This is a genomic window from Plantactinospora sp. B24E8 (genome assembly GCF_039871735.1).
In the GTDB taxonomy this organism is placed as follows: Bacteria; Actinomycetota; Actinomycetes; order Mycobacteriales; family Micromonosporaceae; genus Plantactinospora.
The window spans coordinates 336,968-352,838 of record NZ_JBDPMH010000001.1 but is presented as its reverse complement, the minus strand read 5'-3'; the positions used below and the strand labels follow the sequence as shown (position 1 = coordinate 352,838).

14 protein-coding genes are annotated in these 15,871 nt (G+C 71.4%); 4 read left to right on the top strand and 10 right to left on the bottom strand.

Going from position 1 to position 15,871, the window contains the following annotated elements; genetic code table 11:
• Positions 1–94 precede the first annotated feature (94 nt).
• Positions 95–814 carry a VTT domain-containing protein gene (locus ABGB21_RS01660; protein WP_347654308.1) on the top strand — a complete coding sequence of 240 codons (720 nt, stop codon included), beginning with the start codon at positions 95–97 and terminating at the stop codon, positions 812–814.
• A gap of 429 nt (positions 815–1,243) precedes the next feature.
• On the opposite strand, the gene ABGB21_RS01655 is transcribed toward ABGB21_RS01660, so the two are convergent.
• The 6 genes from ABGB21_RS01655 to ABGB21_RS01630 form a co-directional block, all read right to left on the bottom strand.
• Positions 1,244–1,621 carry a metalloregulator ArsR/SmtB family transcription factor gene (locus ABGB21_RS01655; RefSeq protein ID WP_007073957.1) on the bottom strand — a complete coding sequence of 126 codons (378 nt, stop codon included), beginning with the start codon at positions 1,619–1,621 and terminating at the stop codon, positions 1,244–1,246.
• 56 nt (positions 1,622–1,677) lie between these two features.
• Complete coding sequence (gene pyrE / locus ABGB21_RS01650; protein ID WP_347654307.1) at positions 1,678–2,217, bottom strand: orotate phosphoribosyltransferase; 540 nt, start codon at positions 2,215–2,217, stop codon at positions 1,678–1,680.
• A gap of 209 nt (positions 2,218–2,426) precedes the next feature.
• The gene (locus tag ABGB21_RS01645; RefSeq protein WP_347654454.1) at positions 2,427–3,203 is read right to left on the bottom strand and encodes an SDR family oxidoreductase; all 777 of its coding nucleotides are present in this window, start codon (positions 3,201–3,203) and stop codon (positions 2,427–2,429) included.
• Positions 3,204–3,550: 347 nt separating this feature from the next.
• Entirely contained in the window at positions 3,551–4,453 is a 903-nt protein-coding gene (locus ABGB21_RS01640) for a hypothetical protein (protein ID WP_347676080.1), read from the bottom strand.
• A gap of 168 nt (positions 4,454–4,621) precedes the next feature.
• The gene (gene clpB / locus ABGB21_RS01635) at positions 4,622–7,213 is read right to left on the bottom strand and encodes an ATP-dependent chaperone ClpB (protein ID WP_347658203.1); all 2,592 of its coding nucleotides are present in this window, start codon (positions 7,211–7,213) and stop codon (positions 4,622–4,624) included.
• Positions 7,214–7,362: 149 nt separating this feature from the next.
• The gene (locus ABGB21_RS01630; RefSeq protein ID WP_347658202.1) at positions 7,363–8,508 is read right to left on the bottom strand and encodes a sialidase family protein; all 1,146 of its coding nucleotides are present in this window, start codon (positions 8,506–8,508) and stop codon (positions 7,363–7,365) included.
• 114 nt (positions 8,509–8,622) lie between these two features.
• Between ABGB21_RS01630 and ABGB21_RS01625 the strand changes: the two genes are divergently transcribed.
• The 3 genes from ABGB21_RS01625 (at position 8,623) to ABGB21_RS01615 (ending at position 10,949) form a co-directional block, all read left to right on the top strand.
• Complete coding sequence (locus ABGB21_RS01625; RefSeq protein ID WP_347658200.1) at positions 8,623–9,123, top strand: TrkA C-terminal domain-containing protein; 501 nt, start codon at positions 8,623–8,625, stop codon at positions 9,121–9,123.
• 5 nt (positions 9,124–9,128) lie between these two features.
• Positions 9,129–10,331 carry a cation:proton antiporter gene (locus ABGB21_RS01620; protein WP_347658199.1) on the top strand — a complete coding sequence of 401 codons (1,203 nt, stop codon included), beginning with the start codon at positions 9,129–9,131 and terminating at the stop codon, positions 10,329–10,331.
• A gap of 189 nt (positions 10,332–10,520) precedes the next feature.
• The gene (locus tag ABGB21_RS01615; RefSeq protein ID WP_347658197.1) at positions 10,521–10,949 is read left to right on the top strand and encodes a hypothetical protein; all 429 of its coding nucleotides are present in this window, start codon (positions 10,521–10,523) and stop codon (positions 10,947–10,949) included.
• Positions 10,950–11,180: 231 nt separating this feature from the next.
• On the opposite strand, the gene ABGB21_RS01610 is transcribed toward ABGB21_RS01615, so the two are convergent.
• The 4 genes from ABGB21_RS01610 to dnaK all read right to left on the bottom strand — a co-directional run bounded on the left by ABGB21_RS01610 (position 11,181) and on the right by dnaK (position 15,861).
• A complete protein-coding gene (locus ABGB21_RS01610) occupies positions 11,181–11,624 on the bottom strand; it encodes a helix-turn-helix transcriptional regulator (protein ID WP_347658195.1) in 444 nt (147 codons plus the stop codon).
• 43 nt (positions 11,625–11,667) lie between these two features.
• A complete protein-coding gene (dnaJ, locus tag ABGB21_RS01605; RefSeq protein ID WP_347658194.1) occupies positions 11,668–12,858 on the bottom strand; it encodes a molecular chaperone DnaJ in 1,191 nt (396 codons plus the stop codon).
• A gap of 126 nt (positions 12,859–12,984) precedes the next feature.
• Positions 12,985–13,932, bottom strand: a complete 948-nt coding sequence (gene grpE / locus ABGB21_RS01600; RefSeq protein ID WP_347658193.1) for a nucleotide exchange factor GrpE — start codon at positions 13,930–13,932, stop codon at positions 12,985–12,987.
• Between the two features lie 54 nt (positions 13,933–13,986).
• Positions 13,987–15,861 (bottom strand): molecular chaperone DnaK, encoded by a 1,875-nt coding sequence (dnaK, locus tag ABGB21_RS01595; RefSeq protein ID WP_347658192.1) that lies wholly within the window; start codon positions 15,859–15,861, stop codon positions 13,987–13,989.
• Positions 15,862–15,871: the final 10 nt, after the last annotated feature.

Sequence of the window (15,871 nt, the reverse complement as noted above, 5' to 3'; positions counted from 1 at the left end):
GCGGGACGTGGACGCCGCCTAGACTGCTGTGGTGGCCGCCACCGATCCGGCGGTCCCCTCGTCACGCCCGCCGCCCCGTTCCGGAGGTCCACTCGTGCCGACGCCCACCACCACGCTGGCCCTGGGGCCGGATTTCCTGGACCCGGAGCGGTTGATCTCCGCCTTTGGGCTGCTCGGCATTCTGGCCATCGTCTTCGCCGAGTCGGGCCTGCTGATCGGGTTCTTCCTGCCGGGCGACTCGCTGCTCTTCACCGCCGGCCTGCTCACCGCGAACGGCGAGTACATCACCTACCCGCTCTGGCTGGTCTGCCTGCTCATCACCATCGCGGCGATCGCCGGTGACCAGGTCGGGTACGCGTTCGGCAAGAAGGTCGGCCCGGCCCTGTTCCGGCGGCCGAACTCCAAGCTGTTCAAGCAGGAAAACCTGATTAAGGCGAACGAGTTCTTCGACAAGTACGGCCCACGCTCGGTGGTCCTGGCCCGGTTCGTACCGATCGTCCGGACCTTCACGCCGATCGTTGCCGGGGTCAGCGGAATGCGGTACCGCACCTTTGTCGTCTACAACGTGGTCGGCGGCATCCTCTGGGGAACCGGGGTCACCGTCCTCGGTTACTTCCTCGGTCAGATCCCGTTCGTCAAGACCAACATCGAGCTGATCCTGATCGCGATCGTGGTCATCTCGGTGATTCCGATCGCCGTGGAACTGCTCCGGGCCCGGCTCGCCGCGAAGCGGGGCACCACCCCGGCGGAGGCCGCCGAGCTGGAGCACGCCGCCCAGGAGGCCCAGCAGCGCCGGCAGCACCACCGCTACTGAGCGGACCGGTCACCGCGTGACGCGGGGCGGCGCCCCGGCCCGCGTCCAGGCTGGCCTCCGCCGTAGTCCTGCGGGTTCGCCACAGTCGCGGTTCTCACCGTGGTCGCCGTGGTCGGCGGGCGCCCGGCCATGCCACGGGGCGGCACGACCCGTGGCATGGGCACCCTGGCGTGGAGCACCCTGGCGTGGGCAGCAAAAAATCGGGCGGGGGCGACACATCATCCCCGCCCAGCCTGCCCGGCGCCGTGCCGGCGACCCCGGCCCACCGGATGAGCCCACCACTCATCGCCCGACGTACCTGGACCGGTCCCGCAGCCACTCCTCGGGACGGTTCACGTTGTCGGTCGGGGCGAACCCACCGCGTCGTCAGCGGTCGGGCCGTCTGGCGCCGTCCCGGGTAGGGCGGACACCAGACGGACCGTCACTGATTCAGCGAGCCTTCTTGGTGGCCCGCTTCCGCGGCGGGGTCAGCAGATCAGCGATCGTCGCGATCGCCGTCGGCACCAGGCGGTAGTAAGCCCACACGCCCCGCTTCTCCCGCTCCAGCAAGCCGGCTTCGGTGAGGATCCGGAGGTGGTGACTCACCGTCGGCTGCGAGAGGCCGAGCGGCGCGGTGAGGTCACACACGCACGCTTCGCCCTCCGGCGCCGACTGGATGAGGCTGAGCAGCCGCAGCCGGGCGGGGTCAGCAAGGGCCTTGAGGACCCCCGCAAGCCGCTCAGCATCGGCGCGCTCGATCGGCTCGCCGGCAAGCGGCGAGATCTGAGGCATAGTCATTTCGGCCAACGCAGTTCCCACGTATTCCATCCTTCCACCAGCAGCATCGACCCGCCTGCATATCAGCAGACCGAATCGGCAAACTTTTAGGCCACTAGGCCGAGGTCAGCCAACGTATAGGCTGCCCGGTATGGCAGTCCGGCGGCTCGCACGGCGTCGCCCGCACCTCGATCAACAATAACCGCCACGCCCACGACCACGGCCCCGGCCTCCCGCAACGCCTCCACTGCGGTCAGCACACTGCTGCCCGTCGTGGAGGTGTCCTCTACGGCCACTACCTGGCGACCACGCACGTCCGGACCTTCGATCCGGCGCTGCAGACCATGCGTCTTCCCAGTCTTGCGAACCACAAAAGCGTCCAACCGACGCTGCCGCGCCGAGGCGGCGTGCAGCATCGAGAGGGCGATTGGGTCCGCACCCAACGTCAGACCGCCGACCGCGTCGAAGTCCCAGTCGGCCGTGAGATCGAGCATGGTCCGGCCGACCAACGGTGCCGCCGCGTGATGCAGGGTCACGCGCCGCAAGTCGACGTACCAGTCCGCCTCACGCCCGGAGGACAGGACTACCCGTCCATGGACTACGGCGAGGTCAGTGATGAATTTACGCAGGTCGTCGTGGTCCCCCATGGCCGGTAAGGGTACTGCGCCGAGATGAAAGCCGAACGGCCGACCCGGCACGGCGGCCGTGGGTACGGCTTCCACGGTGGCCGAGCAGCCACAAAATCGGCTACTCTCCGCACTGAATCCTGCCTGCTTTCGGGTCACATCCGGTCGGAGCGACCACGTTCCGGTCGACCCACCGAGCCCGGCCGACGCCCCGGTCGACCCGCGCCGGATCAGCTCTCCTCGCGACCGATCCGCCCCCGGGTGTCCCGGGCCACCGCCCGCCACAGCCGGCCCGGCGCGTGCCGCAGTCCGAAGACCACCGCCCGGTAACGCCAGTCCGGCACACTCACCATCCGGTTCCGCCGCAGGTCACGAAGGGCGTGCCGGACCACGTCGTCGGCGCGCAGCCACATCCACTCCGGAGTCTTCGACATGTCGATCCCGGCCCGGTCGTGGAACTCGGTACGGGTGTAGCCGGGACAGAGCGCCATCACCCGTACGCCGTACGGGTGCACCGACTGGGCGATCGACTCACTGAAGTTCGTCACCCACGCCTTGCTCGCCGAGTACGTCGACCCGGGCATCACCGGGCCGAATCCGGCAACCGAAGAGACATTTATCACTGCCCCGTGTCCACGTTCGGCCATTCCCGGCAGGGCGGCGAGGGTCAACCGCAGTACCGCGTGCACGTTCACCCGGAGCAGGCGTACCTCGTCGTCGGCGGTCGACAACAGGAACGGCCGGTTGAGGCTGAACCCGGCGTTGTTGACCAGCAGGTCGACCGGCTCGGCCGGGTCGCGCAACCGCACCTCGACCGCATCACAACCCTCGTCAGTGGAGAGATCGGCGGCCAGCACCCGGACCGCGACACCGTGCCGGTCGGTCAGCTCGGCGGCGAGATCCGCGAGTCGCCGGCCGTCCCGGGCGACCAGGACAAGATCGTGACCGTCGGCGGCGAGTCGCCGGGCGAAGGCGGCACCGATGCCGGCGGTTGCCCCGGTGACCAGGGCGCGGGGTCGGCCGGCCTGAGCGGCCGCCTCCGGCGCGTCCGGGGCCGTGACGGTACGCGGGACCCGCCCACGTCGGGTGAAGGCTGACACCACTGAGGTCCCTCTCGACGGCTGCTCTGACGTACGACAGGAGCGCAGCCGCAGCGGCGGGCTCGGCGCGGACCGGTTCGTCCGGCACGACACCGGTTCCGCGCGTCCCGCCGTGGGCACCGCCGAGCCAAGGTAACCGACCGGCCCGGCCAGCGGAAGCCCGACAGCGAGCCGGCCGGGCCGGCGCAGGGGCCGGAAGACCCGAAACGGCCTCCGGGGAACGGGTCGTTCCCCGGAGGCCGTTGCACCGCCGGTCAGCTGACCGGCGGCTCGGACTGCCCCGGCTGCTGACCACCCGACTGCGGCGGCTGCTGACCCGGATACGGCTGGCCCGGCTGCGGCTGCTGCTGACCCGGATACGGCTGACCCGGATACGGCTGACCCGGATACGGCTGACCCGGATACGGCTGACCCGGATACGGCTGACCCGGATACGGCTGACCCGGATACGGCTGGCCCGGATACGGCTGGCCCGGATACGGCTGGCCGGGCTGCGGCTGCTGCTGACCCGGGTAGGGCTGGCCCGGATACGGCTGGCCCGGATACGGCGTGCCCGGCAGCGGCGGTTCCCAGCCGGCCACGGCCGGCCGGCGGAAGTAGTCGTTGGACGCCGGTAGCGCGAGCAGGATCACCGCCGCCAGCAGTGCGAGCAGGCCGATGATGGTGGCCGTCAGGCTGACCGGACCGGTCCAGCCCGGCACCGCCTCGTCGATCCGACGCTGGATCTCCTGCGGGTCCGGTACGTTCGCCGTACCGGTGTCACCGACGCCGCTGAGCATGCCGTTCAGCGCGGTCCCGGCGAGTCCCGGTACGAAGCAGCACAGGACGCCGAGTCCGCCGAGCACCCAGGTGATGATCCGGGAGACGTTCCGACCGCCGTTGTTGAGCACGGCGAGGACCACCAGCCCCGCGGCCAGCAGCAGCTCCACCACCGCGCCGACGATGCCGCCGACGGTCGCGAAGTTTTCGGTGCCCTCAAGCTCGGTGCCGGCGTACAGGTCGGCGAGCACCTCGCCGCTCGGACCGGCGGCGGCCAGTCCGGCGACCGCGATCAGCACGAACATGAGCGCGGTCAGATAAAGGAGATAGCTGGAGATGGTCACGGTGGCCGGACGTGCCGGCGGAGCCGGCGGAGTCGGGTTCGCTGGTACCGACACGGCTCTCCTCTCCTGGTTCGTTGTCCGCGGGTCGCGGTCTGATCGGGAAACCACCGTATCGGTACCGGCCGACCGGCGCCGGACCCGACGGGTCCGGACCAGGCCCGGACGCGGCCCGGACCAGGCCCGGACGCGGCCCGGACCAGGCCCGGACCCGACCGGTCCGGATCAGGCCCGGGCCACGGTCAGGCTCTCCTTGCCGTCGGCCAGGTCGACCCGGACCGTGTCGCCGTCCCGCACCTCGCCGGCGAGCAGCGCCTTGGCCAGCCGGTCGCCGATCGCCGACTGGACCAGCCGACGCAGCGGCCGGGCGCCGTAGATCGGGTCGTAGCCGTGCTCGGCCAGCCAGTTCCGGGCCGGGTCGCTGACCTCCAGGCTGAGCCGGCGGTCGGCGAGCCGGCGACGCAGCCGGTCGAGCTGGATGTCCACGATCCCGCGCAGTTCCTGACCGGTGAGCGAGGCGAAGACCACGATGTCGTCCAGCCGGTTCAGGAACTCCGGCTTGAAGTGCGACCGGACCACCGCCAGCACCGCCTCCCGACGCTCCTCGTCGCCGAGCGTCAGGTCGGAGACGACCGCCGAGCCGAGGTTCGAGGTGAGGATCAGGATCGCGTTGCGGAAGTCGACGGTACGACCCTGCCCGTCGGTCAGCCGTCCGTCGTCGAGCACCTGGAGCAGTACGTCGAAGACGTCCGGGTGCGCCTTCTCCACCTCGTCCAGCAGGATCACCGAGTACGGCCGGCGACGCACCGCCTCGGTGAGCTGGCCGCCCTCCTCGTACCCGACGTAGCCGGGCGGGGCGCCGACCAGCCGGGCGACGGAGTGCTTCTCGCCGTACTCGCTCATGTCGATCCGTACCATGGCCCGCTCGTCGTCGAAGAGGAAGCCGGCGAGCGCCTTGGCCAGCTCGGTCTTGCCGACACCGGTCGGGCCGAGGAAGAGGAAGCTACCGGTGGGCCGGTCGGGGTCGGCGACCCCGGCGCGGGCCCGGCGGACCGCGTCGGAGACCGCGGCGACCGCCTGGGCCTGGCCGACGACCCGGGTGCCGAGCGAGTCCTCCATCCGGAGCAGCTTTGCGGTCTCGCCCTCCATCAGCCGGCCGGCCGGGATGCCGGTCCAGGAGGCGACGACGGCGGCGATGTCGTCGGCGCCGACCTCCTCCTTGAGCATGGCGCCGTCCGCCTGCAGCCCGGCGAGTTCCTGCTCGGCCCGGGTCAGCTCGGCCTTCAGCTCCGGGATCCGGCCGTAGCGCAGCTCGGCGGCGCGTTCCAGCTCGCCGTCGCGCTCGGCGCGTTCGGCCTCGCCGCCGAGCCGTTCCAGTTCCTCCTTGGCGGTGGAGATCCGGGTGATGTGGTCCTTCTCCAGCTTCCACCGGTCGCTGAGCGCGGTGAGCTGCTCACGCTTGTCCGCCAGCTCGCGGCGGAGGCGATCGAGGCGCTCCGCCGAGGCCGGGTCGGGCTCCTTGGCGAGTGCCATCTCCTCGATCTCCAGCCGGCGTACCGCCCGTTCGATCTCGTCGACCTCGACCGGCCGGGAGTCGATCTCCATGCGGAGCCGGGAGGCGGACTCGTCGACCAGGTCGATCGCCTTGTCCGGCAGGAACCGGTCGGTGATGTAACGGTCGGAGAGGCTGGCGGCGGCGACCAGTGCGGCGTCGGTGATCCGTACGCCGTGGTGCACCTCGTAGCGCTCCTTGAGGCCGCGCAGGATGCCGATGGTGTCCTCGATGGTCGGCTCGCCGACCAGCACCGGCTGGAAGCGGCGCTCCAGTGCCGGGTCCTTCTCGATGTGCTCGCGGTACTCGTCGAGGGTGGTCGCGCCGACCATCCGCAGCTCGCCCCGGGCCAGCATCGGCTTGAGCATGTTGCCGGCGTCCATCGAGCCCTCGCCCTTGCCGGCGCCGACCACGGTGTGCAGCTCGTCGAGGAAGGTGATGACCTGGCCGTCGGAGTTCTTGATCTCCTCCAGCACCGACTTGAGCCGTTCCTCGAACTGGCCCCGGTACTGCGCCCCGGCGACCATCGCGCCGAGGTCGAGCGAGACGAGCAACTTGTCCCGCAGTGACTCGGGTACGTCCCCGGCGACGATCCGCTGGGCCAGCCCCTCGACGATCGCGGTCTTGCCGACGCCGGGCTCGCCGATCAGTACCGGGTTGTTCTTGGTACGCCGGGACAGCACCTGGACCACCCGGCGGATCTCGGCGTCCCGGCCGATCACCGGGTCGATCTTGCCTTCGCGGGCGCGTTCGGTGAGGTCGACGCCGTACTTGGCGAGGGCCTGGTAGGTCTGCTCCGGGTCGGCGGTGGTGACCCGCCGGTCCCCGCCGCGTACCGCCGGGAAGGCGGCGACCAGGTCCTCCTCGGTGGCACCCGCCTCCTGGAGGAGCTTCGCGACCGCGCCGCCGACCCGGGCCAGCCCGGCCAGCAGGTGCTCGGTGGAGGTGTACTCGTCGCCGAGCGGCCGGGCGATCTGCTCGGCCGCGCCGATCGCGTTGACGAACTCGCGGGCCAGGCTCGGCTCGGCGACGCTGGAGCCCCGAGCGGCCGGCTGGGTCTCCACGGCCCGGGCGGCGGCCCGCCGGACGTCGGCCGGGTTGGCCCCGACCGCGCGCAGCAGCCCGGCCGCGGTCGACCCACCGGTGTCCAGCAGGGAGAGCAGCAGGTGCCACGGCTCGACGGTGGCGTGGCCGCGCTGGTTGGCCGTCGCGACCGCGCCGGTGATGACTTCGCGACTCTTGGTGGTGAGACGTTCGGCGTTCATGAACTCCCCATACGGTCCCGCCGGTCGTGGAGACGGACCGGCACCGACAGCGTGACGACCGCCGCCGCCGGACGGCGGGGCGACCTCCACTGGTGACGACACAACCAGAGTTGAGTGTATTCCACTCAACTTCCCGACGGTGATGTCGATCACCCCTGGTGCAGCCGCACCGTCACCCAGCGCCGCTCGGTGCCGCGTCCCGACCCGAGCCAAGCCCGCCCGGTCGGCGGATCCGCGGCGAAGAGCGTGCCGTCCGGCAGCATCCGCAGGTACGCCCCACCGACCGGCCAGGGCAGGTGCAGATAGCTGCCGCGGCCGACCAGACCGGGACCGTCCGGGCCGGTCACCGCGAGCAGCCCGTCGCCGAGCGGCACCGCCGAGGTGAACCGCTCCGGCGGGTCCACCGGACGGACGAGGCTCCACCCCTCACCGGGCCCGTCCCGCCGCCACAGCGTCGGAAAGAGCGTCCGGTCGTCCGCGTACCCGATCAGCCAGGCATCGCCGTCCTGCGCCACCGCCGCCCGGACCAGCGAACGGCTCCGGTCCTCGCCGAGCGGCACCGCCGGTTGCCAACTGCGCCCGGCGTCGGCCGAGACACAGACGTACGGTCGGCCGTCCGACACCCCGGCGGCGACCAGCCGGTCCCCGCCGTGGCCGACCGAGCCGAGCACCGGCAACGCCGGCTGCGCCGGCACCGGGTGGAGCCGGTCGCCGACCCACTCCACCACCTTCGGCCGGACGTCATCCTCGCAGCAGATCTGGAACCGGCCGTCGAGCTGGTGGTACGCGGTCGGCGGGCGCTCACCGTCGTACCGGCGGAAGGTCCGGCCGTGGTCGGCGGAGACGTACCAGACGTTCGCCCCGACCGAGAGGACCAGCAGCCCGAATCCGGCGTCGAGTTGTGGGTGGCCGGCCAGCGGGGGATGCCGTACCGGTTGCCAGGACCGTCCGCCGTCGACGGTGCCGAGCAGCAGGCCGGAGGAGACCGGCGCGTCGGGTTCGGCGGCGCCGGTCGGTGCCGGGTCGGCGGCGCCGACCACAAAGAGGGCGTAGCCGCGGTCGGCGTCGACGAACTCGATCTGCCGCAGCCGGGCGGACGCCGGCACCGACACCCGCACCGCCCGCTCGACAACCGGCGGTACGCCGTCGCCGGCCCCCGTCGACCGGACCGGGGCCGGCGGAGTACGCCGTACGTCGCCGATCGAACAGCCGACGAGCAGCGCCCCGACCAGGGCCAGTACGGCGATCGTGGCACCCGCCCGGCCGGCGTCGACCCGGCCGCCCCGAATCCGCATCACGCACCTCCCCCGGGATCGAGCCACGCCCCCTCCCCGCGGTTCCCGGCGGGCTCCGACAGGCCCGCCGGACACAGTGTCCGGCGCTCAGACCAGCACGGTACCGTTGCCCGGGTGCGAGTACGTGTGGAACAGACGGCCCTACCCGGGATCGGCGTACGCCACGACGTGGTGACCACCTCCGGCCGCCGGCTCGGTGTGGTGACACACCGCAATGGCCGACGAGATCTGGTGCTCTACGATCCGGACGATCCGGACGCCTGCACCGCCGACATCCCGCTCACCGACGACGAGGCGGAGGCGCTGGCCGACATCCTCGGCGCGTCGCTGATGTTGGGTCAGCTCTCCGGGCTGCGTCAGCAGGCCGCCGGGCTGCTCACCGAGCAGATCTCGATCCCGGCCGGTTCACGGTACGTCGGTCGCCAGCTGGGCGACACACAGACTCGCACCCGTACCGGGGCGTCCATCGTCGCGGTACTCCGGGAACGTGAGGTCATCCCCTCCCCGGAGCCCACCTTCCGGTTCGAGACCGGCGACGTGGTGGTCGTGGTCGGGACCCGCCAGGGTCTCGACGGCGTCACCGCGATCCTCGCCGAGACCGACCCGGACGGCTGACGCGTATGCACCACACCACGATCCTGCTCATCGAGGTCGGTGCGCTGCTGCTCGCCCTCGGCATGCTCGGCCGGCTCAGCCGGCGGTTCGGACTCTCACCGATCCCGCTGTACCTGCTCGCCGGGCTCGCCTTCGGGCACGGCGGGGTGTTGCCGCTGAACGCCAGTGAGGAGTTCTTCCAGGTCGGCGCCGAGATCGGCGTGATCCTGCTGCTGGTCATGCTCGGTCTGGAGTACTCGGCCAACGAACTGGTCGGCAACCTCCGGGCCGCCGCCCCGGCCGGTCTGGTCGACGGGCTGCTCAACGCGTTGCCCGGCGTCGCCTTCGGCTTCCTGCTCGGCTGGGGCTGGGTGGGCGCGATCGTCCTCGGCGGCGTCACCTGGGTCTCCTCGTCCGGCGTCATCGCCAAGGTCCTGGCCGACCTGGGCCGCCTCGGTAACCGGGAGACCCCGGTCATCCTGTCGATCCTGGTCATCGAGGACCTCGCGATGGCGCTCTACCTGCCGCTGGTGACCGCGATCCTCGGCGGTAAGGGCCTGCTCGGCGGCGGTATCGCGCTGGTGATCGCGGTCGCCACCGTGGTCGTCGTGCTGGTGGTGGCGATCCGGTACGGCAACGGCATCTCCCGGATGTTCTCCCCCCAGGATCCGGAGGCGCTCCTGCTCGGCGTCCTCGGGCTGACCCTGCTGGTCGCCGGGCTCGCCGCCGGGCTGCAGGTCTCGGCCGCGGTCGGCGCGTTCCTGGTCGGCATCGCGCTCTCCGGGCCGGTGGCGCACAACGCCACGGAGCTGCTCTCGCCGCTGCGGGACCTCTTCGCCGCGGTCTTCTTCGTCTTCTTCGGCCTGCACACCGACCCCCGGGACATCCCACCGGTGCTGCTGCCGGCGATCGCGCTGGCCGTGGTCACCATGGCGACGAAGGTGCTCACCGGGTACATCGCCGCGAAGCGGGCCGGGATCGGCCTGCCCGGTCGATGGCGTACCGGCCTGGCGCTGATGCCGCGCGGCGAGTTCTCGATCGTCATCGCCGGCCTGGCCGTGAGCGCCAGCGTCGTCAACCCGCAGCTCGGTCCGCTCGCCACGGCGTACGTCCTGGTCACCGTGGTGACCGGTCCGATGTTGGCCCGGTTGCCGGACTTCGGCTGGTTCAAGCGCTGGCTGCGCAAGCAGGCAGCCGGCCCCCGGCCGCCGGTCGTCGCCACCGAGTGAACCGTGCCGGTCGGCCATTTCGCGCCGACGGCGCCGGGGCGGGTGACCAGGGCAGGTAACGGGTTGATGAAATAGCCGGTGGCTGCCCTTCTGCTGCCCGGCCACAGCGCGTTACCGTGTCGCCGCGGCAGCTGCCCGGCCCCGCCGGCGCCGGGTGGCCAGCCATGACGCGAGCGGAAGGGCGGCCCGTTGAGCGTGCACGACTCGACGTTTCGGGGCTTCGCCAATCCCGTGGACCCGTCCCCCGCCGAGCTGCGGGCCTGGGCGTACGAGCCGGACTCGGTGCCGCTGCACACGATGCCCCAGGACTGGGACCTGCTGGTCTCCGGTGACCACCTGGTCACCACCCTCTTCGACCTGGCGATGGACCCGTCGTGTCCGGCCCGCCGGTTCGCCCTGCACTGCCTCTACATCTACGCGGCGGACGGGATCCGGACGAAGTTCCGGGCCCATCCGCGCCGCCGGCTGCGCAAGCTCGTCGAGCAGGCCGAGCAGCACGGCGACGAGCCGATGGCCATCTGGGCGTACAACACGCGGATGCTCCAGGCCCGTCCGGAACTCTTCCAGTACCACGACTGGTGCGAGGGCGGCCTGGTCCGGCAGGGCCGCCGCCTGTAGCCGGGCCGTTCACGACGGTGGGCCGTTCACGACGGTGGGCCGTTCACGACGGTGGGCCGGGACCCCCCGTGGATCCCGGCCCACCGGTGCCCCCGCCGCAGCGGTCGCCGGTCGTCGCCGGGCCACCAGACAGCGATGGCCTGGTCGTGCGGCGACCCGCACTACCAGGCAGATTACCGAGCCCCCGGGACGGCCGCGGCCGAACCAGGGAGCCGGGCGGACAACGGTCGGTCAGGCCGACGGGTCGGTGGTGCGGCGCGGGCGCCAGACGACCAGCGCGGTCGAGGTCTGGTTGGTCGGGACCAGGTCACGCCGGGCGAAGCCGAGCGCCTCCAGTTCCGCCATCCGCCGGTACGCGGTCTCCAGCTCCGCCTGCAGCTGGGCCATCCGCTGCTGCAGTTCGTCCACGAACTGCTCCAGTGCGATGATCCGCTTGATGCCGGCCAGGTTGACCCCGTCCTCCTGGCTGAGCCGCTGCACCTCGCGGAGCAGCACCACGTCCCGGACGCTGTAGCGCCGCCCGCCACCCGGCGCCCGGCCGGGCTGGACCAGCCCGAGCCGGTCGTACTGGCGGAGGGTCTGCGGGTGCATGCCGGCCATCCGGGCCGCCACCGAGATCATCAGCACCTTGGCATCGGACGCCTGCTCGATGGAGACGACAAACTCCTCAGCCACCTCAGCCCACCTCCGCGCTGCTTCGGGCTCCACCTGGAACCGGTCAGTTGGAACGACGCAACCGAGCGTCGAGATGTTCCCGTCCCGCCTGCGGGGTCTGGGCGGCGAACGCCTCCAGCGCCTCGCGGGCCTCGTCCGACAGCTTCTCCGGCACCACGATCTCGACGGTGACCAGCAGGTCACCGGCCTGGCCGTCCCGGCGGACCACACCCCGGCCACGGGCCCGCAGGGTACGACCGCTCGGGGTCCCCGGTGGCACCCGGAGCGTCACCGCGCCGTCCATCGTGGGCACCCGCAGGTCCGTGCCGAGCACCGCCTCGGCGATGGTGATCGGCACGGTCAGCGTCAGGTCGTCGCCGCTGCGGCCGAACAGGTCGTCGTCGCGGACCTTGACCAGCACGAAGAGGTCACCGGCGGGGCCGCCCCGCTCACCCGGCTCGCCACGGCCGGCGAGCCGGATCCGTTGCCCGTCGGCGACCCCGGCCGGGAACCGGACGTTGATCGTGCGGGACTTGGTCACCCCGCCGGTGCCCCGGCACTCCGGGCACTTCTCGTCCACGATCGTGCCGACACCCTGGCACTCCCGGCACGGCTCGGAAAAGCTGAACGAGCCCTGGTTGCGGGTCACCAGACCGGAGCCGTGACACTGCGGACAGGCCCGGGGCAGGGTGCCCGGCTTGGCACCGTTGCCGTGACAGGTGTCGCAGACCCCGGGCGAGCGCACCGTCAACGGCATCGTCACGCCCTGGACCGCCTCGTCGAAGCCGAGCACCACCTCGGCCTCGACGTCCCGGCCCCGGGCCGGACCACGCGTCCGGGTCGGCCCGCCGCCACCGGAGAAGATCGAACTGAACAGGTCGGAGAACCCGGCCCCACCGAACCGGCGGTCACCCGCCCCCGCCCCGGCCTGCCCCATCCCGCCGAAGAGGTCGGAGACGTCGAACGGGTAACCGCCCGGCGGCCCGCCCGCCCGGGCGTTGCGCCGGAACGCGCCCGAGCCGAACAGCGAGCGCATCTCGTCGTACTCCTTGCGCTTGCGCGGGTCGGAGAGGACGTCGTACGCCTCGGAGACGGCCTTGAAGCGTTCCTCGGCCGGCGCGTCGCCCGGATTCCGGTCGGGGTGCAACTCCCGGGCCAGTTTGCGGTAGGACTTCTTGATCTCGTCAGCGGAGGCGGACTTGTCCACCCCCAGTACGGCGTAGAAGTCCTTTTCCAGCCAGTCCTTCGAACTCATCGGTCGTCCACCCCCTTTCCCCTCGTCCGTCTGACGGTCGAGGTGCCACCCGTACGCGTCCGGAGGGACGACGCCGTGGTGGCACCTCGACCATGGTCACTCACTCAACCTGGGCGGTGCGCCCGACTACTCCGGGTCGGCGACCGCGACCAGCGCGGCCCGGAGCACCTTGTCACCGAATTCGTAGCCGCGCCGCATCACGTCGACGCAGGTCGGCTCGGTCACGTCGGCCGAGGTCAGGTGCGCAACCGCCTCGTGCCGGTTCGGGTCGAACGGGTCGCCCTTCTCGCCGAACGGGGTGAGACCGAGCTTCGTCAGGGTGCCGATCAGCTGCTCGGCCACCGTACCGAAGGGCCCGACCAGGTCACCGTGTTCGCGGGCCCGGTCCAGGTCGTCGAGTACGGGCAGCAGCGCGGTCAGCACCTTGCCGGTGGTCTCCTTCGCCGCCGAACCCCGGTCCCGGTCCACCCGCTTGCGGTAGTTGGCGTACTCCGCCGTCACCCGTTGCAGGTCCCGGGTCCGCTCGTCGAGTTCGGCCCGGAGCGCTCCCAGTTCGGCGCGCAGCGGAGCGGGCTGCTCGTCGACCGGCTCGGTGACCGGTTCGGCCGGGGCGTCCACCACCGGCCCCTCGGTGCCGGACGGCTGCTCCGCCTCCAGCACCTCGGCGATCTCGGCGTCGTCGACCACCGGGCTGCCTGGTTCGCCGGCCGGACCGGCGTCGGCCCGGTCGGTCTCGTCGGCGTCGGTCGCCGTCGAGTCGGGCACCTCCGGACCGCCGTCGGGCGCCGTCGCGTCGTCCACCGCGACGGCGGCGTCCGTGGACCCGGTGTCGTCGACCTCACCGGCGGCGACGACCGGCTCCGCGTCGACGGCCGACGGCTCCGGGTCGGGATTCGGGTCCTTCACCGCCGGCTTGGCGCCGTTGGTCTGGCCCGTCGTCCCGGTCGACCCGGCGACGTTGATCTTCCGCTTGTCCCGGATGACGATGCGCTCGTCGGTGCCGCCGTCGGGCGCGGAGCCACCCGGCGTCGATCCGGTGGTCTCCGGATCGGCGGCTCGTGGCTTTTCCGTCATGCGACTACCTCGATCCGTTGTGCGTACGGCCTACCCGGACGTGGAGCTGACGGGTCACTTCTTGTCATCCTCGTCGACGATCTCCGCGTCCACCACGTCGTCGGCGCCGCCCTTCGGGCCACCGGTCGGCCCGGCGTCGCCGGCCCCACCCGGAGCCTGCTGTCCCTGCTCGCCCTGCTGCGCGTAGAGCAGCGAGCCGGCCTGCTGGGAGACCTTCGCCAGGTTCTCGTGCGCCGTCTTGACCTTCTCCAGGTCGGTCCCGCCGAGCGCGGCCCGCAGCTCGCCCAGGGCCTCGTTGAGCTGGTCCCGGGACTCGCCCGGCAGCTTGTCGCCGCTCTCCGCGAGGAACTTCTCGGTCTGCCACTGCAGCTGCTCGGCCTGGTTGCGGGTCTCCGCCTCCTCGCGCCGCCGCTTGTCCTCGTCGGCGTGGTCCTGGGCGTCCCGCATCATCCGCTCGATGTCGTCCTTCGGCAGCGCCGAGCCGCCGGTGATCGTCATCGACTGCTCCTTGCCGGTGCCGAGGTCCTTCGCGTTGACGTGCACGATGCCGTTCGCGTCGATGTCGAAGGTGACCTCGATCTGCGGCACCCCGCGCGGCGCGGGCGGCAGCCCGGTCAGCTCGAACGTGCCGAGCTTCTTGTTGTACGCGGCGATGTCGCGCTCACCCTGGAAGACCTGGATCAGCACGGACGGCTGATTGTCGTCGGCCGTGGTGAAGACCTCGGAGCGCTTGGTCGGGATGGTGGTGTTGCGCTCGATCAGCTTGGTGAAGATGCCGCCCTTGGTCTCGATGCCCAGCGACAGCGGGGTCACGTCGAGCAGCAGGACGTCCTTGACCTCGCCCTTGAGCACGCCGGCCTGCAGCGCGGCGCCGACCGCGACGACCTCGTCCGGGTTCACGCCCTTGTTCGGCTCCCGGCCGGTGAGCTGCTTGACCAGGTCGGAGACGGCCGGCATCCGGGTCGAGCCGCCGACCAGGATGACGTGGTCGACGTCGGAGACCTTGATCCCGGCGTCCTTGATCGCCTGCTCGAACGGGCCCTTGCAGCGGTCCAGCAGGTCCTGGGTCATCCGCTGGAACTCGGCCCGGGTCAGGGTCACGTCGAGGTGCAGCGGCGCGGACGGGGTGCCGTCGGCACCGGCCGGCCCGGCCGTGATGTACGGCAGGTTGATGCTGGTGGTGGTGGCGGCGGACAGCTCGATCTTGGCCTTCTCGGCGGCCTCGCGGAGCCGCTGCATCGCCATCTTGTCCTGCGCCAGGTCGACGCCGTGCTGGCCGCGGAAGGTCTTGACCAGGTGGTCCATGATCCGCTGGTCCCAGTCGTCACCGCCGAGGTGGTTGTCACCGCTTGTCGACTTCACCTCGATGACACCCTCGGCCAGTTCCAGCAGCGACACGTCGAAGGTGCCGCCACCGAGGTCGAAGACCAGGACGGTCTGTTCCTTGGAACCCTTGTCCAGGCCGTACGCCAGCGCCGCCGCGGTCGGCTCGTTCACGATCCGCAGCACGTTGAAGCCGGCGATCTCCCCGGCCTCCTTGGTGGCCTGCCGCTGGGCGTCGTTGAAGTACGCCGGCACGGTGATCACCGCGTCGGTGATCCGCTCGCCCAGGTACGCCTCGGCGTCCCGCTTGAGCTTCATCAGGGTCCGGGCGGAGATCTCCTGGGGGGTGTACTTCTTGCCGTCGATGTCGACGGACCAGTTGGTGCCGACCTCCCGCTTGACCGACCGGATGGTCCGGTCCGGGTTGGTCACCGCCTGACGCTTGGCGACCTCGCCGACGAGCACCTCACCGTTGCGGGCGAACGCGACGATCGAAGGAGTCGTCCGCGAGCCCTCGGCGTTCGCGATGACAGTGGGCTCACCGCCCTCGAGAACGCTGACGCAGGAGTTCGTCGTGCCGAGGTCGATTCCGACCGCACGTGCCATCTTCGCTTCC